The sequence below is a fragment of the Thorsellia kenyensis genome, from assembly GCF_042432445.1.
Lineage (GTDB): Bacteria > Pseudomonadota > Gammaproteobacteria > Enterobacterales > Thorselliaceae > Thorsellia > Thorsellia kenyensis.
This window is the reverse complement of sequence record NZ_JBHLXE010000048.1, coordinates 17,132-37,379: the sequence shown is the minus strand read 5'-3', so window position 1 is coordinate 37,379 and position 20,248 is coordinate 17,132. Positions and strand designations below refer to the sequence as shown.

At 34.5% G+C, this 20,248-nt stretch carries 17 protein-coding genes and 1 pseudogene; 7 read left to right on the top strand and 11 right to left on the bottom strand.

All coding sequences use genetic code 11. The features are described 5' to 3' along the window. Nucleotides 1-376: 376 nt before the first annotated feature. The gene (locus tag ACFFIT_RS04875; protein WP_385876528.1) at nt 377-700 is read right to left on the bottom strand and encodes a hypothetical protein; all 324 of its coding nucleotides are present in this window, start codon (nt 698-700) and stop codon (nt 377-379) included. A 553-nt stretch (nt 701-1,253) separates the two neighbouring features. Between ACFFIT_RS04875 and ACFFIT_RS04870 the strand changes: the two genes are divergently transcribed. From ACFFIT_RS04870 to ACFFIT_RS04850, 5 genes are all read left to right on the top strand, one after another. Next, the gene (locus ACFFIT_RS04870; protein ID WP_385876527.1) at nt 1,254-2,516 is read left to right on the top strand and encodes a bifunctional succinylornithine transaminase/acetylornithine transaminase; all 1,263 of its coding nucleotides are present in this window, start codon (nt 1,254-1,256) and stop codon (nt 2,514-2,516) included. Nucleotides 2,517-2,597: 81 nt separating this feature from the next. Further along, nucleotides 2,598-3,662 (top strand): arginine N-succinyltransferase, encoded by a 1,065-nt coding sequence (astA, locus tag ACFFIT_RS04865; protein ID WP_385876526.1) that lies wholly within the window; start codon nt 2,598-2,600, stop codon nt 3,660-3,662. Nucleotides 3,663-3,672: 10 nt separating this feature from the next. Further along, the gene (gene astD, locus ACFFIT_RS04860) at nt 3,673-5,196 is read left to right on the top strand and encodes a succinylglutamate-semialdehyde dehydrogenase (protein ID WP_385876525.1); all 1,524 of its coding nucleotides are present in this window, start codon (nt 3,673-3,675) and stop codon (nt 5,194-5,196) included. 14 nt (nt 5,197-5,210) lie between these two features. Then, nucleotides 5,211-6,599 carry an N-succinylarginine dihydrolase gene (gene astB / locus ACFFIT_RS04855; RefSeq protein WP_385876524.1) on the top strand — a complete coding sequence of 463 codons (1,389 nt, stop codon included), beginning with the start codon at nt 5,211-5,213 and terminating at the stop codon, nt 6,597-6,599. 25 nt (nt 6,600-6,624) lie between these two features. Beyond that, nucleotides 6,625-6,984 carry a hypothetical protein gene (locus ACFFIT_RS04850; RefSeq protein WP_385876523.1) on the top strand — a complete coding sequence of 120 codons (360 nt, stop codon included), beginning with the start codon at nt 6,625-6,627 and terminating at the stop codon, nt 6,982-6,984. 169 nt (nt 6,985-7,153) lie between these two features. Here the strand turns inward: ACFFIT_RS04850 and secF are convergent, their stop codons facing one another. The 9 genes from secF to sthA all read right to left on the bottom strand — a co-directional run bounded on the left by secF (nt 7,154) and on the right by sthA (nt 17,309). Then, a complete protein-coding gene (gene secF, locus ACFFIT_RS04845) occupies nt 7,154-8,125 on the bottom strand; it encodes a protein translocase subunit SecF (protein ID WP_385876522.1) in 972 nt (323 codons plus the stop codon). 30 nt (nt 8,126-8,155) lie between these two features. Then, nucleotides 8,156-10,003: a protein translocase subunit SecD gene (secD, locus tag ACFFIT_RS04840; protein ID WP_385876521.1), complete on the bottom strand. Its 1,848-nt coding sequence runs from the start codon at nt 10,001-10,003 to the stop codon at nt 8,156-8,158. A gap of 108 nt (nt 10,004-10,111) precedes the next feature. Continuing rightward, nucleotides 10,112-10,471: a preprotein translocase subunit YajC gene (yajC, locus tag ACFFIT_RS04835; RefSeq protein ID WP_385876520.1), complete on the bottom strand. Its 360-nt coding sequence runs from the start codon at nt 10,469-10,471 to the stop codon at nt 10,112-10,114. Nucleotides 10,472-10,523: 52 nt separating this feature from the next. Then, complete coding sequence (tgt, locus tag ACFFIT_RS04830; protein ID WP_385876577.1) at nt 10,524-11,636, bottom strand: tRNA guanosine(34) transglycosylase Tgt; 1,113 nt, start codon at nt 11,634-11,636, stop codon at nt 10,524-10,526. 91 nt (nt 11,637-11,727) lie between these two features. Beyond that, complete coding sequence (gene queA, locus ACFFIT_RS04825) at nt 11,728-12,861, bottom strand: tRNA preQ1(34) S-adenosylmethionine ribosyltransferase-isomerase QueA (RefSeq protein ID WP_385876519.1); 1,134 nt, start codon at nt 12,859-12,861, stop codon at nt 11,728-11,730. Nucleotides 12,862-13,028: 167 nt separating this feature from the next. After that, nucleotides 13,029-13,721 (bottom strand): orotidine-5'-phosphate decarboxylase, encoded by a 693-nt coding sequence (gene pyrF, locus ACFFIT_RS04820; RefSeq protein ID WP_385876518.1) that lies wholly within the window; start codon nt 13,719-13,721, stop codon nt 13,029-13,031. A gap of 189 nt (nt 13,722-13,910) precedes the next feature. After that, on the bottom strand, nt 13,911-15,149 hold the full coding sequence (locus tag ACFFIT_RS04815; protein WP_385876517.1) for a lipopolysaccharide assembly protein LapB: 1,239 nt from the start codon (nt 15,147-15,149) through the stop codon (nt 13,911-13,913). A gap of 23 nt (nt 15,150-15,172) precedes the next feature. Further along, entirely contained in the window at nt 15,173-15,514 is a 342-nt protein-coding gene (locus tag ACFFIT_RS04810) for a LapA family protein (protein ID WP_385876516.1), read from the bottom strand. A gap of 394 nt (nt 15,515-15,908) precedes the next feature. Continuing rightward, nucleotides 15,909-17,309 (bottom strand): Si-specific NAD(P)(+) transhydrogenase, encoded by a 1,401-nt coding sequence (sthA, locus tag ACFFIT_RS04805; RefSeq protein ID WP_385876515.1) that lies wholly within the window; start codon nt 17,307-17,309, stop codon nt 15,909-15,911. 225 nt (nt 17,310-17,534) lie between these two features. Between sthA and ACFFIT_RS04800 the strand changes: the two genes are divergently transcribed. Further along, the gene (locus ACFFIT_RS04800) at nt 17,535-17,918 is read left to right on the top strand and encodes a YebO family protein (protein WP_385876513.1); all 384 of its coding nucleotides are present in this window, start codon (nt 17,535-17,537) and stop codon (nt 17,916-17,918) included. 2 nt (nt 17,919-17,920) lie between these two features. Here ACFFIT_RS04800 and ACFFIT_RS04795 read toward each other — a convergent pair whose 3' ends face one another. Continuing rightward, nucleotides 17,921-19,138, bottom strand: coding sequence for a patatin-like phospholipase family protein (locus tag ACFFIT_RS04795; RefSeq protein WP_385876512.1), 1,218 nt, complete (start codon nt 19,136-19,138; stop codon nt 17,921-17,923). A gap of 298 nt (nt 19,139-19,436) precedes the next feature. Between ACFFIT_RS04795 and ACFFIT_RS04790 the strand changes: the two are divergent. Further along, nucleotides 19,437-20,126, top strand: a pseudogene (locus tag ACFFIT_RS04790) (L,D-transpeptidase family protein); the annotation flags it as partial. Nucleotides 20,127-20,248: the final 122 nt, after the last annotated feature.

The window sequence follows — 20,248 nt, the reverse complement described above, 5'->3', positions numbered from 1 at the left end:
TAATTGGGGTAAAGAAAGTTATGCAGTGAGTGGTTTTATTAGTAAAAAACTTATAGGTCTTATTAGTTTAATTATATTTTTGTGGCTTTTTTGGGGAGACACAGAGCATCTACCGAGAGGATTTAAAGTTAAAAATAGAGTAGAAGAACTAAATCTATCAAAAATATAAAAATATTAAGTATAGTCTGGCCATGTTTATTAAAAATTTGAACCTAAGACAACAAATATTAGCTAAATTGAAGACCGGAAAAAAGATTGTAAGGATAAAATCATACACTTTTTTGTTAAAAGCTAAATTAGAAAATGTGTAAAAAGCATAGCCGACTAAAAGTGTTTAAGTGGCTATGCGACTACAAATTAAATCAACTTATATTGATTAAACTTTAGGTAGTTCTAACCCTCTATCTATGATTGCTTGCGCATATCTTTTATGCATTACCTTAGTTGTAGCAAAAGGTACTACGCCAAAAATTATAGCAATTAAAGCTTTTGCAACAAAGACTAATACAACAGCAAAGAAAACTGATAAAACAATATTCATCAGAAGACGACTACCTTTATAGGCCTTAATAAGCCTTTCATCAGATAATGAAGCTATTTTTTTTGTATAGATCTTCACGCCCAGATAAAACATACCATAACCGAATGCAGCAATAATAACTATAAGCAAAATTATCCCAAAAATTTCTTTAATTGACATATTAGTTTCCTTGATAAAATTAAATGTATAAAGAATTAATTTTAACAAATTAACCATTTCAAATCTATTACATAGTTGCATTTTTGCATAATAATTTGTTGAAATATGATAAGACATTTAGAGTTTTGTTTTTTTGTATAAAATTAAATTCTTCAACGCTGAATTAATTCATATTTAATAATTGCCATCTAGGGTTATTGTTCCTACATTAAGTTATCAAGATGCAAGAAAAGTTTTTGCTATGTTTAGTGATGGTAGTTTACGTTGACTAAATAAATATGCTTTTGACATACCAAACAGAGCCAAAATTATTCATTAATCGACTACTAGAAAGTTAACATTCAAAGAAGGGAAATAATACTTTCAGACTTAAATAATAAAGAAATGCCTATTAATGAAGTTAGGATTTGAGTTGTTTTATATGATCAATGCTACATGATAAGCATTTTTTTAAGATTTAAGAACAAGAGTATTAACACATTTCAGCACTTTGTTGTATTATGCAATCAAGGCATATTAACTCTCTAAGACATTTAACAGAAAGGAAACCACTATGGCTACAGATAATGATAGTTATTTAATCAACAATAATTACGCCACATTGAATGTTACAAGAAACGATTTTGAGCAATGGATTGTCCCTACTTATAGTCCAGCAGATTTTATTATTACACATGGGCAGGGATCATTAGTTTTTGATCAAAATAACAATAAGTATATTGATTTTGCAGGGGGGATTGCTGTTAATGCTCTTGGGCATGCTCATCCTGAATTAGTCAAAACAATTATAGAACAGGCTCAAAAAGTATGGCATCTTGCAAATACTTATACTAATGAGCCAGTTTTGAGACTTGCAAAAATGCTCATAGATAACACCTTTGCGGATAAGGCATTTTTCTGTAACTCAGGTGCAGAAGCTAATGAAGCGGCATTAAAATTGGCAAGAAAATATGCATTAGATATTTTCGGTCCAGAATCTGGAAAAAATGAGATTTTAGCATTTAATAATTCTTTTCATGGTAGAACTTTGTTCACTGTTTCAACTGGTGGTCAGCCAAAATATTCTCAAGATTTTGTACCGTTGCCTCCGGGTATTCACCACTCAGCATTTAATGATTTATCTGCAGCAGAACAATTAATAACCGAAAAAACAGCAGCCGTGATTGTAGAACCTATTCAGGGTGAGGGCGGAGTGCTGCCAGCGCAAACAGAATTTTTGCAAGGATTAAGATCATTGTGCGATAAATATAACGCAGTTTTAATTTTTGATGAGGTCCAGACGGGAGTCGGGAGGACTGGTAAACTCTATGCTTATATGCATCATGGCGTATTACCCGATGTCTTAACAACTGCAAAATCTTTGGGTGGTGGTTTTCCTATTGGTGCTATGCTAACGACAGATAAATTTGCTAGGCATTTCACTGTAGGCACACATGGCACTACGTATGGAGGTAATCCTCTTGCTGCCTCTGTTTCACTTAAAGTATTAAGCCTAATAAATCAGCCAGAAGTATTAAATAATGTGGATCTGAAACATCAAATTTTTAGAGAGAAACTAGAAAAAATTAATGATCAGTTTGATGCATTTAATAGTATAAGAGGAAAAGGTATGCTAATAGGCGCTGAGCTTAAAGGGAAATATCAGAACCATGCTAAGGAAATTATTGCCTCAGCACATAAGGAAGGTGTTATGTTATTAATGGCAGGTCCAAATGTCTTACGTTTTGCCCCTTCATTAATCATTCCTGATGATTTGATTATTGATGGCCTTGATAGATTGCAAAATGCGTTTGTTAAATTAAAAGAATTTGGCTAATAATGCTAAGCTAAAATATGATAAATCAATTCAGTATGATGACATAAGCTCTATAATAAATATCTCAAATAAGGATTTTTTATGATTATTATGCGCCCAGCAATAGAAAAGGATGTTCAAGATATTTTAGATCTTTCCTTGTTTACGGGGGGAGGACTAACCACTCTGCCGAATGATGAACAGACTATTGCAAACAGAGTCATGCGCTCATTGAGAACATGGTCTAAAGAATTGCCTTTGAGTGAACAAGGTTATCTTTTTGTGATGGAAGATACTTCGTTAAACAAAGTTGTTGGTGTTTGTGCGATAGAGGTAGCTGTTGGGCTCAGCGAGCCATGGTATAGTTATAGAGTAACAAAAGAAGTACATGCTTCAAAAGCCTTAAATGTCTACCAAACACTTTCGACCTTAGTTCTTAGTAATGACCATACAGGGTATAGCGAATTATGTACTTTGTTTCTGTCTCCTAACTATCGTAAAGGTGCCCTAGGAAGATTGCTATCAAAATCAAGACTCCTATTTATTGCCGCGAATCGTGAACTTTTTCCTGACGTTATTATTGCAGAATTAAGAGGATTCCGTGATGAAAATAATCAATCTCCTTTCTGGGAGAATATAGGTAAACATTTTTTTTCTATGGAATTTGATGATGTTGACTTTCTTTCTGGTACAGGCCAAAAAGCGTTTATTGCAGAGTTAATGCCTAAACATCCTTTATATGTTGATCTAATGCCTCAACAAGTTAAAAATTGCATAGGTGAAGTGCATCTACAAACAATACCTGCACGAAAAATGTTAGAAAGGGAAGGGCTCAGATTTCAAAATCATATAGACATTTTTGACGGTGGTCCAGCCTTAGAAGCCCAAATTGATGAAGTTAAAACCATCAAAGAGAGTCAGCTGATGGTTTGGGATATCGATGAGACCATTTCACTTTATGATCATGAAAATTCAGAGGCTGAATTTGATAAAATCCATTCCACCATACTTTGCCTAGTTGCTAATGAACAAATTGAGGTCGAACTTTATAAAGTGACAGTGTGCTTTGCTAAGATTTTAGAAAATAGGCTCTATTTACATCCAGCTGTAATTAAAGCACTTCATCTAAAATCAGGGCATTTAGTCAGAATGAAACAATTATCTTAGGAGCCATATTATGCTAAATCCTTTTGAGAATATTGAAAAGCATATCCACGATGGATTAGATATAGACAAAAACCATATAATAAATGGTGAATGGCTCAAAGGTAAGGGCGATATATTCACTAAAAGAGATCCTTTTTATGATATTCCTCTTTTTGATGGTAATTATGCAGATGAAGCACTTGTTAATGAAGCGGTCCAAATTGCCAAAAATTCTGGTTTCGGCTGGTATTTAAAAGGAATAGAGCATAGAGTCAGCGTGCTTAAAAATTACAGTAATCTGCTGCTGAAATTTAAAAATGAATTGGCAGTATCTATTTCTAAAGAGACTGGTAAACCTTTTTGGGAGTCTTTGACCGAAGTCCAAGCCATGATTGGCAAAGTAGACATTTCAATTGATGCTTATCATGCAAGAACGCCAACTAATTCATCTAATAACGGGGCAGATCTTCAAGCCTTAATGCATAAGCCACACGGAGTTCTAGTCGTTTTAGGTCCTTATAATTTTCCAGGACATCTACCCAATGGTCATATCGTACCTGCATTAATTGCTGGGAATAGTGTCCTTTTTAAACCGAGTGAATTGACCCCTTTAACGGGCACTTTATTAGTGAGACTTTTATTAGCAGCTGGCGTGGATAAAGGTGTTGTTCATTTAATCAATGGGGCAAGAGAAACAGGGCAACAGCTACTTAATCATCCTGATATAAATGGTGTATTATTTACTGGGAGTGCTTCAACTGGCATATCTATCCATAAACAATTAGCAGGCGATGTGCATAAACTGATTGCACTTGAAATGGGGGGTAATAATCCCTTGATAATCGACGATTTCGATTCATTAAAAGCTGCTTTATATACGACAACATTTTCTTCTTTTATTTCTGCAGGACAACGCTGCACATGTGCACGCCGTCTTATTGTTAAAAATAGTATCAAATGTGATGACTTTTTAACTCAATTTATCTCTGCCACCAGAGAAATTTCTTTGGGGGCATGGGATGATAATCCCTCTCCTTTTATGGGAACAGTCATAAATACAGTGACTGCTGATAAATTATTACGAACAGAAAGTAAATTGCAGCACTTGGGGGCAAAAGCCTTACTTAATATGAAGCAGTCAACGAGAATTAAAGCATTGCTAAGTCCAGGTGTGATAGATGCAACCGGATTACGTTTACCTGATGAAGAGTACTTTGGGCCTTTGGTTACAGTCTACAGATATGATTCATTTGAAGAAGCGATTGATATAGCTAATGATACTCAATTTGGTTTAGCAGCTGGTTTAATTTCTAAATCACCTGAGTTATTTGAAGAATTTAAATATAAAATAAATGCAGGTATCGTTAATTGGAATAAGCCATTAACGGGTGCATCTAGCATGGCACCTTTTGGTGGCATAGGTAAATCAGGTAATCATAGACCTAGTGCGTATTATGCCGCTGATTATTGCGCCTATCCCGTTGCAAGTATGATGAGTGAATTACTCAAGTGCCCTGAGGTTTTACCTTCTGGATTAATATTAAAAGATGATTAAAAATGAGGCCTTATATGTCAAGTGATCACTCTTTATTACCTCTTGCTCAGCAAGGTGTGGAAGTGAATTTCGATGGGTTAGTAGGTTCAACACATCATTATGCGGGTTTAGCATTCGGCAATAAAGCTTCAATGCAACATCAGTTTAAAGCTTCAAATCCTAAAGCTGCCGCTAAGCAAGGACTTTATAAAATGAAGTCTCTTATGGATAGAGGGTTTAAGCAGGCGGTACTTCCCCCACAACAGCGGCCATTTATACCTGGATTAAGGCAATTAGGCTTTGAAGGAACAGAAACACAAGTTTTACAAAAGGCAAAAGATACAGCACCTGAGTTGCTCTCTATGCTCGCTTCGGCCTCTAATATGTGGGTTGCAAATGCGGCAACTATCTCTCCTTCTGCAGATACTGGTGATGGAAGAATGCATATAACGCCTGCGAATCTGCAAAATAAATTTCATCGTTCATTTGAACATGAAACTACTAGCAGGGTACTCCAGGCAATTTTTAACAATCCTCAAAGGTTTGCACATCATCGAGTCTTACCACATAATCTAATGTTTGGGGATGAAGGCGCTGCAAATCATAATCGTTTAAGTGCAGACTACGGTAAGGAGGGAGTGGAACTTTTTGTTTATGGTGTTGATTGTTATGATTTAGATAATGGACCAAAACGCTTTCCTGCAAGGCAAACCAAGCAATCCTGTGAAGCTATTATACGTTTGCACCAATTGCAAGATAAGCATGTTGTTCTTGCTAAACAAAATCGATTAGCTATAGATTCAGGTGTATTTCACAACGATGTTATAGCGGTCAGCAATAAAAATGTTTTATTTTACCACGAGCAAGCATTTGAACAGAGCCATTTGGTAATAGAAGAAATCAGAAGAAAACTCAACACTTTTGAAGTGGAATTTAATCCTATCCTTGCCCCTAAAGAGTGGGTGACTCTAGATGATTGTGTTCAAACTTATCTATTTAATAGTCAATTATTAAGTAAACCGAATGGAAAAATGCTTTTGATAGTCCCATCCGAAGTTGAAGAAAATCCAAGGGTATGGGATTTTTTGCATAATCATATTTTACGTAATTCCTTAATTGATGAAATGATGATCTTTAATTTAACTGAAAGTATGCAAAATGGGGGAGGGCCTGCATGTTTAAGACTACGTGTTGCGATGAACTATGCGGAGTTGACCTCAATGAATCAAGGTGTTATCTTAGATGAGGAATTATTTAATAAATTAGAGACATGGATTGATATTCATTATCGAGACAGATTAACGGTTGCCGATTTAGCAGATCCTCTTCTTCTTCAAGAAAATTATAGAGCACTTGATGAGTTAACTAAGATATTAAATCTAGGAAATATTTATGAATTTCAGTCCCCAGACGCAATGTATTAGAGGCGGATTAGAATAAGGATTTTTTATGCAAGAAAATAATAATACTTTAGATAGTAATAATGGGCAACTGGATTTAGATTCATCTTTTGATCAAGTGATATTGTTATTTAATCAATACCAAGCCTTGATTGAAGATAAGCATCAAGATTTGAAGCGCATGGTAGAATTAAAAGATATCGAAAATAAAAAATTAGCTGAAAAAAATCAAGAGCTTGTTGATTCTATGAAACAAGTCACTATTGTGCCCGATGATCATGTTTTTTCTCTGCATATTAACCAATTAAAGGTTAAAGCGTGTGAACTGTTAGATGAAGCTGTACTGTTTAGACAGTACTCGGAAGAATTACTTAATAGATATACATCCACTAAATCTAAATATAAATAAAACCAATTTTATCTCATAGTGATGTTTATCTATTGCAGACCTATTTGCCATAACACCTATTAGATTTTAATAGGTGTTATGGATAGTGAATGCATAATCCTGCTTAAATAGGCTTTTTTTGTAGTTATTATTTAATTAAAAATAAAATACATGAAGAAATGTATGCTTTTTAAGGAGTAATAATATCTTGATCAGCCCCTTCTTTTTCAACTTTAGCAATTAGCATGTGCTCTCTTTTAATTCCTAAGCTTAAAGTAATTGCACAAGCAACATATATTGAAGAAATTGTACCAAGTGATACCCCAATAAGCATTACAGATGAAAATCCTCTTAAAATATCACCACCAAAAATAAACATCATGGCAACAACCATTAATGTGGTTCCTGAAGTAACAAGTGTTCTTGCTAAAGTCTGTGTAATCGATACATTAAGAATTTCGTAGGGAGTACCTATGCGTAATTTTCTAAAATTTTCTCTAATTCTATCTGATATAACGATACTGTCATTTAATGAATATCCAATGACAGACATTAAAGAAGCAATAATCGTTAAATCAATTTCAATTTGAAAAAGAGATAAAATACCTAACGTGATAATTACATCATGTGCTAAAGATAGCACAGCTCCTAGAGCAAGACGCCATTCAAAACGGAACCCCACATAAATCAAAATGGCTACTAGCGCAGATATTAATGCCACTGTTCCACTTTCAGCGAGTTCTGCACCTACAGTAGGGCCTGAAACATCGAGACTATTAATCGTTGGATTACCACTTATATTCTTACTGAGCAATATTTTTAAATCTTCACCAATAGTTTGGGTTATTGATGGATCATCAATGGGTGGGATACGTAATAAAATGGTGTCTAAACTACCAAAATTTTGTACAACAGCTTGGTTAAAACCATTTGCTGAAAGGGTATCTCTTATTTCATCAAGATCTGCAGCTTGTTCAAATTTTATTTCCGCAACTAATCCCCCTGTAAAATCAAGCCCCAAGTTAAACCCTTTTAAATAAATAATTACGATGGAAGCTATAAGCAGGAAAATAGATAAAGCATAAGCTGTTTTAGACCAACGCATAAAATCAAAAACTCTACGGCCATTATTTAATGATTCTACTGTATATTCACTAGACACAATTCACTCCTAATTTATAGCCCTCAATGGCTATATTGATAATTTATTGATACGTTTGTTGCCGTATTTAAGATTAACGATTGCTCTTGTACCTGCAATTGCAGTGACCATAGAGGTTGCTACACCGATAGTGGTCGTGATCGCAAACCCTTTGATAGAACCTGTGCCTACAGCATATAGAATTATCGCTGTAATGATAGTGGTCAAGTTTGCGTCCAAAATAGTGGAAAATGCACCTTTATATCCTTCGTGTATAGCTTGTTGAACTGAGCGGCCATTTTTTAATTCTTCCTTTATTCGCTCATAGATAAGCACATTAGCATCAACCGCAATGGCCACAGTTAGCACAATCCCAGCTATCCCTGGCATTGTAAGTGTCGCCCCAGGGATCATAGACATTACACCAATTATCATGATTAAGTTGACTGTTAAAGCAAAACTTGCAATTAAACCAAAGCCACGATAATAAATAAGCATGAACAGCACGGATGCAATAAATCCACCGATAGAGGCTTGAAAACCTTTAATTATATTTTGTGCACCAAGAGAAGGCCCTACAGTACTTTCTTCAATGATTTGAATGGGTGCAATAAGTGCCCCAGCTCGAAGTAAAATAGAGAGTTGACGAGCTTCTTCTGGATTATCAAGGCCTGTAATTTGAAATTGGCTACCAAATATACCTGCAATATTGGCCGTATTAATAATTTCTTCATGTTTTTCAAGAATAGGTCGGCCATTTTCATCCAACTTATCCCCTTCCCTGTATTCTACAAAAAGTGTCGCCATAGGCTTATTTAAGTTTTGTTGTGAGACCTTTTGCATGATAGCGCCACCAGCACTATCTAAAGAAATACTTACAGAAGGTAGCCCTTTATCATCCGGAGCATAAGTGGCATCGTTGATATGATCGCCAGTAAGTGCTGCTTTTTTAAATACTGCAATTGGTGTATTATTTTTATCAAATTTGATTTCGGTATCCCCAGGAATTCTTCCACGGCTGATGTTAGCTTGAGATACGTTTTGATTAATTAAACGAAATTCAAGTGTTGCAGTAGCGCCAAGAATCTCTTTAGCTCTAGCTGTATCTTGAATACCTGGTAAGTCAATCACAATTCTATCATTGCCTTGGCGTTGGACTACTGGCTCTGCAACACCTAATTGGTTGACACGATTTCTTATGATAGTTAAGTTTTGGGTCAGCGCATTATTTTTGGCTTCATTTAGTCTAATATCAGATGATCTGACTAGGATTGAGTTGTCACTATGCGGAGTAACTGTTATTTCTTGGCTTAAAGTATTTAAAATAGCAAATGCTCTATCTTTAGTCTCTACATCAACGAAAAGAAACTCGGTGGAGAAATCCTCTGCTTTTTGAATTTTAGTTAGGTCAATTTTTTTATCACTAAGTGTTGATTTTACTGTATCTATTGTTTGTTCTTGTAGTTTAGCTAATACTGTATCTGTGTCGATTTCCACTAGGAAATGTACACCACCACGCAGATCTAATCCTAATTTTAAAGGTTCTGCATTGATCGCTTTGAGCCAAGCTGGGGTTGCAGGGGCTAAATTAAGGGCTATTATGTAGTCTTTACCGAGTTCATCGAGTAATGCAGTTTTTGCAGAGAGCTGATCTTTTTGATCTAAGAATCTTATCAGGATTGATCCGTTAGACAGATTAATATTTGAAAAGGTAATATCCTTTGTTCTTAATACATTTTCTACTCTATCTCTAGTAGCTAAAGAGACTTCTGTCCCCCTAGCCCCGTTGATTTGAATGGCAGGATCTTCACCATATAGATTAGGTAAGGCAAAAATTATACCGACTAAGATAGCTATAATAAGTAGGATATATTTCCATAAGGGATATTTATTAATCACAACAATTCCTTGAAATTTGATTCATTAGAAAAATGACTGTATTTAACAGTGGGTAGGTTAATTTAATTACTAGTAGGCGATTGAATGAAATAGTCAATCGCCTTAAAATTATTCTAACTCCTTGATTGTGCCTTTTGGCAATACAGCTGCAATGAAATCACGCTTAATAACGACTTCATTTGTTTCATTTAAAGCAATGGTAATATAACCAGAGTCAGACACTTTAGTCACCCTGCCAACTAAACCACCATTAGTGAGTACTTCATTGCCTTTTGAAATTGAATTCATTAATTCACGATGAGCCTTTGCTCTTTTTTGTTGCGGACGAATTATCATAAAATAAAAAATAAGTCCAAATGCAACCATAATTATAATGGTACCGTAATCTCCGTAAGCATTTGCTGCTGCGGCATTTGCAGCACCTGATGCAGCTTCGTTAGCATGCGCAGAAGAAATAAAAAAACTCATAAAAACTCCTTATTGTTGTAGTGATGGTTAATCGTTTAACCGTTTAAAAAAATTAAGCGGGTGTTTTACCAATTTTCGCATAAAAAGCATCGGCAAATTGTTCAAATCTATTCTCTTCAATCGCAGAGCGAATATCGCTCATAAGTTTTTGATAATAGCGTAAGTTATGGATAGTGTTTAATCTTGCACCTAAAATTTCATTGCATTTATCTAGATGATGTAGATAAGCTAGTGTATAGTTTTTGCAAGTATAACAATCACATTCAGGATCTAAACGGCCTGTATCGTTTTTATACTTAGCATTGCGGATTTTAATTACCCCATGTGATACAAATAAATGTCCATTTCTTGCATTTCTTGTTGGCATTACACAGTCAAACATGTCTATACCCCGTCTAACACCCTCAACTAAATCTTCGGGTTTTCCAACGCCCATCAAATAGCGAGGTTTATCTTCAGGGATCTTTGGGCATATATATTCTAAAATTCGATGCATATCTTCTTTGGGTTCTCCCACAGCAAGTCCACCGACTGCGTAGCCATCGAAACCTATATTCATAAGCCCATTTAAGGATTGATCACGTAACTCTTCGTAAACACCACCCTGTATTATACCAAATAAAGCATTAGGATTATTCAGCTCTTCAAATTTGATTTTACTACGAGCGGACCATCTTAAAGAAAGATTCATGGAATCTTCAGCATATTTTTTATCAGCGGGATATGGTGTGCATTCATCAAAAATCATAACAATATCAGATCCCAAATCATATTGTATTTCCATTGATTTTTCAGGACTTAAAAAAATTGTAGACCCATTGATAGGGTGTTTAAATGATACCCCTTCTTCAGATATTTTTCTCATGGCACCAAGACTGAAAACTTGAAATCCACCTGAATCTGTTAAGATGGGACCTTGCCACTGCATAAAATCATGCAAATCCCCATGCGCTTTAATCACTTCTTGACCAGGCCGTAACCATAAATGGAAAGTATTGCCCAAAAGTATATGGGCTCCAGTTTCTTTCACTTCTTCTGGTGTCATTCCTTTCACCGTACCATAGGTACCTACTGGCATAAAAGCAGGCGTTTCAACGACTCCCCTTTTAAAGTGTAGTCGACCACGTCTTGCATTATTATCGGTATTAATAAGTTCGTATTTCATTTTAGTTTGCTGTTCAGACATTTTAAATTCATAACCTTTCATATCATTTTAGTCGTGTTATATTCTAATCTTTTTCTAATTTTTTGTTAATTTAATTATACTTTTTTATAAGCATAGCATCGCCATAGCTAAAAAATTGATATTTATTTTTAATAGCATGTTCGTAGGCATTCATAGTATGTTCATAGCCAGCAAAAGCACTAACAAGCATAATAAGTGTTGATTCAGGGAGATGGAAATTAGTAATTAAGGTATCTACTAGTTTAAAAGTATAACCTGGATAAATAAAAATATTTGTATCATTTTGAAAACTGTTTAATGCCTCAACATCAAATTCAACTGTTCTTTTATCAATCTCAGTCAAAGAATTTGGTAAACTTGCGAGTGCAGCGCTCTCAAGTGATCGCATTGAAGTCGTTCCAACTGCGATTACTCTACCTCCTTGCCGTTTGCACATTTTTATTGCTTCAACAGTTTCCGCAGATACCACTGCATACTCACTATGCATTTGGTGATCTAAAATATTTTCGACTCTAACAGGCTGAAAAGTACCCGCCCCAACATGCAAAGTTACATAAGCTATTTGAGCTCCTTTGGATTTAATTGATTCTATGAGTTCTTCATCAAAATGTAGTCCTGCTGTAGGTGCAGCAACCGCCCCTTCCGTTTTAGCATATACCGTTTGATAGCGTTCTTTGTCAGAAATTTCATCGGCTCTATTAATGTAAGGAGGTAGAGGCATATGCCCAATCGTGTTTAAAATAGTTAATATGGGGGTATTACCCGAGTTAATTTCAAACAAAGTATCATGTCTCTTAGTCATAATAACTTCAAAGATACAAGAGGGATTCTCTTTAGCTGTATTTAAGTCTAAATGAGTTGAACTATTGTTCTGACAAAGAAGAAGCTTTGTTCCTGGTTTTGGGGACTTAGACGATCTTATATGTGCTAAAGCCCTATATTCATCAAGAAGTCGCTCGACTAAAATTTCAATTTTACCACCACTTTCCTTGTATCCATATACTCTTGCAGGGATCACTTTAGTGTTATTGAAAATAAGTAGATCATGTTCACTTATCTCATCTACCACATCACTAAATGTTTTATCAAAGAGCTCTCCAGAATGGCCATTAAGTTCAAGTAAACGACAGTCACGCCTTTTGGGACTTGGATATTTAGCAATTAATTCTTCTGGTAAATCGAAATAAAAATCTTTAAGGTTCATAAGTCGTTATACTAATTAGGGTTTATAATTAAGTTTAATGGCAATTCAATATATTTATGTATATACCACAAGTGCGTTTATTATAGGCATCAAAGCGTTTAGTTTATAGAGGCTATTGCAAATGTTCAAGTAATTAGCACTAAACTTCACTAGAATAAATTAAACACTTAATTATTAATAGAATGATAAATTTCCTCTAAGACTGAAATTGGATTATCTGATTGAGTTATGGGTCGGCCAATAACCATATGATCTACTCCGAGTTCTTTTGCCTTTAATGGGGTAACAACTCTTTTCTGATCGTCGCTATTATCCATAGATAATCTAATGCCTGGTGTGACTAATCTAAAATTTTGTCCTAATTTATTTTTTATGTTTTGAGCTTCTTGTGCTGAGCATACTACTCCGTCTAACCCAACTTTTTGCGCCAGCTCCGCCAATGAAAGAGTGTGGTCGAGTAATCTATTTGTGATACCAACCAAAGTTAGATCTTCTTGCTGAAGACTGGTTAGTACGGTCACACCAATAAGTAGTGGTGCATCTTTGCCATACGCATGCAAAGCTTCTTTTGCAGCTGTCATCATCTTTTCTCCACCACTAGAGTGAACATTGACCATCCAAACACCTAAGTCTGCAGATGCTTTAATAGCTTTAGCCACTGTATTTGGGATGTCATGAAATTTTAAGTCTAAGAAAACTTTAAATTCACGAGAATGGAGTTGTTGAACTAGGCTAGGTCCATAGCGAGTAAACATCTCTTTGCCAACTTTTAATTTCGCCATATTAGGATCAATCTTATCTACAAGTGCTAACGCATCTGTATCATTTTCATAGTCTAATGCAATGATTATATCTGTCATTTTTTCTATCCTTATATACTTTATTTAAATTTTTCTTTTGTGTTATTTTTAATGAAACAGTTATATATTTGTTGTCGAAAATCCGATAGATGATTCAATTTAACGTAAAATTTGTTCTCAATATACTTGATGTAGAGTAGAACCTTTAGCTTGTATTCATTGTTTTTAATGCGTTTATAAAGATAATGACTATTGGCCATCGATGCCCTTTATCAAATAAATTGAAGCCCACTGTTTGCAAGATGGACAATGCCAATAAAGCGTATGACTTGCAAAACCACAACCACGACATCGATACTTAGGTTTTTTCATGATCTGCTCATTAATAATATCACGCAGTATCATTAAGGATGTGTGAGTATTTGCATTTGATTGAGACTCAATTTGTAACTCGATAAATAGTTTGAGTAATTTCAGTGTAGGCCTTTTAAAGATAGATTTTTTTAGATGTTCGATTGCAGCGTTTAATTGGTCTTTTTCTCTTAAAAAATTAACATAAAATATATGCGCTTCACTGCCAATGTCTTGTTCCACTATATTATGTAAAAAGTCTAATAAACTCATTATTTTAATATCTTCTGGTTTTAAATCTAATCTACTTAAAAATTTTGAATGCTCATCAATTGACTCAATATCTGCATTCAATTCAGTATAGCAATTAATGATGATTTCTAGAGAATCTAATAAAATGAGTTCATCTTGCTCTAAAATTTTTTGATAGAAAAAAAGCGCGATATAAGGTGAATTAAATTCTCTGAAAATTTTTGCTAACATTAAACTTGCTCTAGCACATCTGTTATCTATTTTTAATGCATATTTTAAATTATCCACTGCGCCGATATGATTTTTGTTATTCAGCTGTATCGTGGCTAATTCACAATAAATTTGGCTAATGATGGTTTCATAGTAATCACCATCAGTTTTAAGTAGATTCTTAGCGTATATTAATGCTTTGTCCCATTCACTGGTAGATTGATGAATGGTCAGTAGTTGTTTAGAAGCATGGATTTTATAATCATCTTCATCAAGAAGAGAATTAAAAATAGTTTCTGCTCTATCTAGTAGGCCGGCTTGAAGATATGTTTTACCAAGATGCTCTTTCGCCAATAATCTTTGTTCAAAAGTAAGAGCATCACTGGCTAGAATGGATTCGTGAATCTGCAGGGCACTGTCAATTTGCCCTCGAGTTCTTAATAGATTACCCAAGGTAAGGTGAGCTTCGAAATCGTCTCCTTTTTCTTTTGCGAGCGCGCTGAAAAGCTCAAGGGCTTGTTCTTTTTGATCACTCAGTAAAAAGTTTATACCGTTGACAATATTTTTTGATATTCTTTCTTCGTCACTCTGCTTTTCATATTTAACACTTCTTTTTCCCATGTACCAACCATAGGCAACTGCAATAGGCAAGAGAAGAAAAAGGAGTTCTAACATTTAGGAGACCATATGAATTAATATTATTCTGTTTTTTTGTTACTAAGCATAAAATCGGCATCAAGTTGTTGAGAATGTTTCAACTGATTAATACTTTCTTCTTTTTTAAGGATTTGTTTGGAAGATTTATCTATTTTACGCTTAAGAAATTTATTAGCTATGTATAATCTAAAATAGAGAAAACCACAAATAATCCAAGTAAATAAAAAACCTAGGCCAAAACAGATTGCCATAACAATAGATAAAGATAACGACATTTTTGCAATTAAGAAATTGACCTCTACGACATTACCATTTCTCATTCCTATCATAACACCGAAAGTGATAATCATAAGAACTAAAACTGAACTGATAAATAACTTCATTATATCTACCTCTTGTATACGGGTTAAATTCAGTAAGATTTACCCATTAAGCATATCACGCTACAAATAGCTTTTAATATTAAGCTTTCATAAAGTGATAATACCATATTTTGGTAGATGTGTATAAAACTTTGCTTTATGTTGCTAAATCATAAGACCTGTACAACCTGACTGTAGACGGTTTTTCTAATAGAAAAATATCTATGGTGATCTTAAGTTGATTTGAGAAGTAACCAATAAAAAATTAAGTCAGGCTGGCAATACACACTTTAAGTTTGAGGAGGGTGAGAAAAAGTATCTTGCAAATTCTAAGTAAGTTGTATATTTCCTTACCAAAATGCTAAGGTGTATATAAATAAAACACCTTAGCTATTTTAACTCTAATAGACGTTAACTAAAAGAGTCTATTTAATCCATTTAATGCAGCAACACGATAGGCTTCAGCCATCGTTGGATAATTAAAAGTTGTATTAACAAAATATTCGATGGTATTCCCACCATTTTTTTGTTCCATTATGGCTTGGCCTATGTGAACTATCTCAGCAGCCTGTTCACCAAAACAGTGAATACCCAAAATTTCTTTTGTATCCCTGTGGAAAAGTAATTTCAAACTACCTACATCCATTCCAGCAATTTGGGCTCTTGCTAAGTGCTTAAATTGAGAACGGCCGACTTCATAAGGAATTTTTTGTGCAGTTAACTCTTGTTCAGTTTTTCCAACTGAACTAATTTCTGGTATGGTATAAATTCCTGTTGGAATGTTTTCGATTAATCTAGCGCTTTCTTTGCCACCGAGTATCACTTCTGCAACAATTCTCCCTTGATCGTATGCAGCTGAGGCTAAACTTGGGTATCCTATAACATCCCCTACAGCGTAAATAGTTTCTATGGGCGTATGATAAAGATGATCTACATGTAAAAGGCCTCTTGAATCGGCATCAAGTCCTACTGCATTTAGGTTTAGGTCTTTAGTATTCCCCGTTCTACCATTCGCATAGAGAATACAATCCGCTTTTACTTTTTTTCCAGATTGCAAGTGAACAATTACTGAGTCGTCCAAACCTTCAATACGCTCAAATTCTTCATTATGTCTTATGACCACACCATTATTCCAAAAATGATATGAGAGGGCATCAGACATTTCTTGGTCTAAAAAGGAGAGTAAGCGATCACGTGTATTGATTAAATCAACTTTTACACCAAGTCCTCTAAAAATCGAAGCATATTCACATCCAATTACACCTGCTCCATAAATTATGATGTGCTTTGGGGCATGTTTTAGCTGTAAAATCGTGTCACTATCATAAATACGCGGATGTTTAAAATCAACTGATGGTGGTCTAAATGGTGTTGACCCTGTTGCTATTACAATATGATTTGCACTTAAAATATCAATTGAATTATCTTGGTGTTCTACTTTTACTGTTTTTTCATCAACGAAGCTCGCATTTCCGACAAAAACGGTACAATTATTTCTATCATAGAAATTTTGCCTCATATTTGTTTGCTTACTTATGACTTTATCGGCATGCTTTAAAATATCAGGAAATGTGACAGTAAGTTTTTTATTCGCAACATTAAAAAGAGGGGTTTGGTTTATTTCAATCACTCGACTTACAGCTTGCCTAAGAGCTTTTGATGGTATAGTCCCCCAGTGAGTACATCCTCCACCAACTGATGTAAAACGTTCAATTACAGCAACTTTATACCCTTTTTTTACTAAACCCATTGCGGCGCCTTCACCACCTGGACCGGTCCCAATAACTATTGCATCAAACTTATAATGTTGTGGCATATATACTCCTAAAAAATGGACAAAATAGTAAAATAAAAACAATCAGATTTAAAAAAATAATATGAGTTATCTTAACATATTTAAGGATCAAATCTAGAAAGGTTCTGATATATGTATGATACTTGCAAAAATTAATAGTAAAGTTAAATAATTATGTGTGTGAATATCATAATTCTGTTAAAATTGATTATAGATCGTTTTTATTTAGAATTATTGAGGTGTTATATGAGTTTTTTTATTGAAATGGTTATTTTTTTTGTTTTAGTGTTACTTGTTCTGGCTTTGCTTTTTATAATTGTGAGAATCAGCACAAAGACTAATGAAAAAGTAGCTCTCCTAGAAACACTTGTTGATCAGCAAGATTATCAAATTGAACTACTAAGAAAAGTTTGTAGTGCATTAGGTTCAGATCTTTCAAAAGAGACAGTTGTACAGCAGCCTAAGTCAGAAGCTGTCACTGACCATAATCTTTACACTACACCTTATGCGCAAGCTAAACAGAATGAGAAGATTTTTTCTCCTGTAGAGCAACAGGAAGAGAATAGAAAAATACCAAAAGATCCATTTCTTGAAGAAGTTGAAAATATTAAAATTATTGCTAAAAGGTAATATTATTCTTCAACGCCAGGTGGTAATGCCCTCCAAGGAATTTCTGGTTTAGAAAGAGAGTATCCTACGTCATACAATTTTTTCATTAAAACCGGATCAAAAAGCTGTTCTCCTTCGGTTAAGTCAATGCCTAAAGGGATGGTTATCCAGGCAAAATCATAATTTTGCCTTAATGCAAGGGAGTATAGTCTATGGATATCTCCTACCGCAGCGGCTTTTGTAACGGAATCGAATGTTCTTTGTGCTATTCCTGCAATCGAGCGTGATGTAGCATCAGGTACAGCACCTAATTGGCCATTATGTATAATAAAAAGTGACTCAGTTGCATTTTTTATTTGGGCCAACTGTCTTGCTTGTAATGTATTAAATACTCCAGCGCTATAAAACATGTTTGCACCTACAGCTCCATCAACATGGAGCTCATCATATATTTTCCCCTCGTGCTCAACAGCAAACATAACTGGCGGAAAAGCAACAGGAATTGATGCAGAAGCAAGCATTACTTGGCGAAAAAGTTGTAAGGATTTCTCATCGTTTCGCTGCGCAATTAAGCCCATATTCCAGATCATTAGGCTTTGAGCATCTAAATTTGTAGTAGCCATATAGAGGCGTCTTCCATTTTTATGTTCATCAGCTATTTTAGCCAGCAAATCGGCCGTAATGTCTTGCTCTATAAGCCTAGCTAAAGGGGTAGTGTCAGCAAATGAATCACTGAACAACAATCTAAATAAAGGATTGCTTAACAGAAAAACATCACTTGACTTAGTGGTCGTATAAAATTTATGAAGCTCATCATCATATTCACTACCTAAAAAAGCAAAGGGTGCCATTAATGCCCCCGTAGACACACCGGTAACAATTTTAAATATTGGGCGATCTTGAGTACTCCAGCCAGCAAGAATTCCTGCACCAAAAGCACCATTAGGTCCTCCTCCGGACAGTACTAAATGTGGATAAATTTTGGTTTGAGTTGTTGAGTCCAAAAAACTATTTTCTGGTTCTTGTTGATAGGATAACACTAAGTCATCCATGAAAAAATCACTGATTCTACCTGCAGTTGCTCGATAGGGTTGATAGTTAGAATCACTGATGGTTTTAATCGATTCAATAGGAGGGGCATTTCTTGGGATCTCACTGCATCCTGCAAGCAAAAAAAATGTTAAGCTAAAAAAAAATATGCCTCGCATCTTTAAAGCAGGCTTAATTATTAAATAAGGCATTTGTGTTACCAAGTTTTATATTGTTCATAGTTATGCAAATAAATTACTGTTTTATTCATTGTTATATAATGAGCCGAATCATATTAAATAAGCAAGAACAAAAAAGAATTTTTTTATCGAAATTATATATATTTTAATCTATTTTAAACTATAATGCTTTTATGTTAGGTTTGTGTATTATTTACATTTTCTTTCACACATTTTAAATAGCACTGCCTGATGGAAGTTGTTGTTATGTTTTTTTTTAAATTTCAACTTATTTATGTGATTGTTTTATCTACAGGATTTCATCAGTATAATGTATAATTACAATTTAAATTTTTTTAAGATGTTTTCTTTTTGGTTTATTATGACCATTTTTTGTTCTAACACCAGTCTTGCAAATAGTTTTTTAGATGATTTATCTTCATTAAAACCTAAAAGCAAACCTATCTTTATTCAAATTTTTAAACAAGAACAAAGACTAGACCTATATCAGCAAAAAGGAATTCAGTATGAACTAATAAAAAGTTATCCAATTTGCAAATATTCAGGTGGTTTAGGCCCCAAAAAAAGACAAGGCGATTTTAAAAGCCCTGAAGGATTTTATTCCGCAGATATTTCTCAATTAAAGCCAGATAGCCAATATCATAGGGCTATTAATGTGGGATTTCCAAATGAATATGATAGACAATACGGTTATACTGGTGATTACCTGATGATTCATGGGGATTGTGTTTCTGTTGGTTGCTATGCGATGCTTGATGGCCCTATGCAGGAAATTTATGAGTATGCTGAGGCTGCATTATATTCAGGCCAAACTTCTATTCCGATCCATATCTATCCTTTCGAAATGACTGAATCAAATCTTTCAAAATATAAAGGCTTAGAAGACTATGATTTTTGGGTTCAACTCTCGGCGGGCTATAATTATTTCAAAAAAAATAAACGACCACCTGAGGTTGAAGTTTATGGTGGTAAATATGTTGTTACATCTAAACTTCAGAATAATCAAATGCTGGCTTCAAGTTCTGAGCACTCTATAGATAGACAGAATAAAAAACCTTTTACTAGTCAAAGCTATAAAATTCAAGATATGATAGACTATAATAAACATAAAGGCCCTATGCT

Excerpts from the sequence above, each read along its gene's own strand:
- pyrF (WP_385876518.1), bottom strand. The coding sequence starts at position 13,721 with ATGACAGATATAATCATTGCATTAGACTATGAAAATGATACAGATGCG.
- sthA (WP_385876515.1), bottom strand. The coding sequence starts at position 17,309 with ATGCCACAACATTATAAGTTTGATGCAATAGTTATTGGGACCGGTCCA.
- astA (WP_385876526.1), top strand. The coding sequence starts at position 2,598 with ATGATTATTATGCGCCCAGCAATAGAAAAGGATGTTCAAGATATTTTA.
- ACFFIT_RS04875 (WP_385876528.1), bottom strand. The coding sequence starts at position 700 with ATGTCAATTAAAGAAATTTTTGGGATAATTTTGCTTATAGTTATTATT.
- astD (WP_385876525.1), top strand. The coding sequence starts at position 3,673 with ATGCTAAATCCTTTTGAGAATATTGAAAAGCATATCCACGATGGATTA.
- queA (WP_385876519.1), bottom strand. The coding sequence starts at position 12,861 with ATGAACCTTAAAGATTTTTATTTCGATTTACCAGAAGAATTAATTGCT.
- astB (WP_385876524.1), top strand. The coding sequence starts at position 5,211 with ATGTCAAGTGATCACTCTTTATTACCTCTTGCTCAGCAAGGTGTGGAA.
- yajC (WP_385876520.1), bottom strand. The coding sequence starts at position 10,471 with ATGAGTTTTTTTATTTCTTCTGCGCATGCTAACGAAGCTGCATCAGGT.
- ACFFIT_RS04815 (WP_385876517.1), bottom strand. The coding sequence starts at position 15,149 with ATGTTAGAACTCCTTTTTCTTCTCTTGCCTATTGCAGTTGCCTATGGT.
- ACFFIT_RS04850 (WP_385876523.1), top strand. The coding sequence starts at position 6,625 with ATGCAAGAAAATAATAATACTTTAGATAGTAATAATGGGCAACTGGAT.
- ACFFIT_RS04800 (WP_385876513.1), top strand. The coding sequence starts at position 17,535 with ATGAGTTTTTTTATTGAAATGGTTATTTTTTTTGTTTTAGTGTTACTT.
- ACFFIT_RS04795 (WP_385876512.1), bottom strand. The coding sequence starts at position 19,138 with ATGCCTTATTTAATAATTAAGCCTGCTTTAAAGATGCGAGGCATATTT.
- tgt (WP_385876577.1), bottom strand. The coding sequence starts at position 11,636 with ATGAAATACGAACTTATTAATACCGATAATAATGCAAGACGTGGTCGA.
- ACFFIT_RS04810 (WP_385876516.1), bottom strand. The coding sequence starts at position 15,514 with ATGAAGTTATTTATCAGTTCAGTTTTAGTTCTTATGATTATCACTTTC.
- ACFFIT_RS04870 (WP_385876527.1), top strand. The coding sequence starts at position 1,254 with ATGGCTACAGATAATGATAGTTATTTAATCAACAATAATTACGCCACA.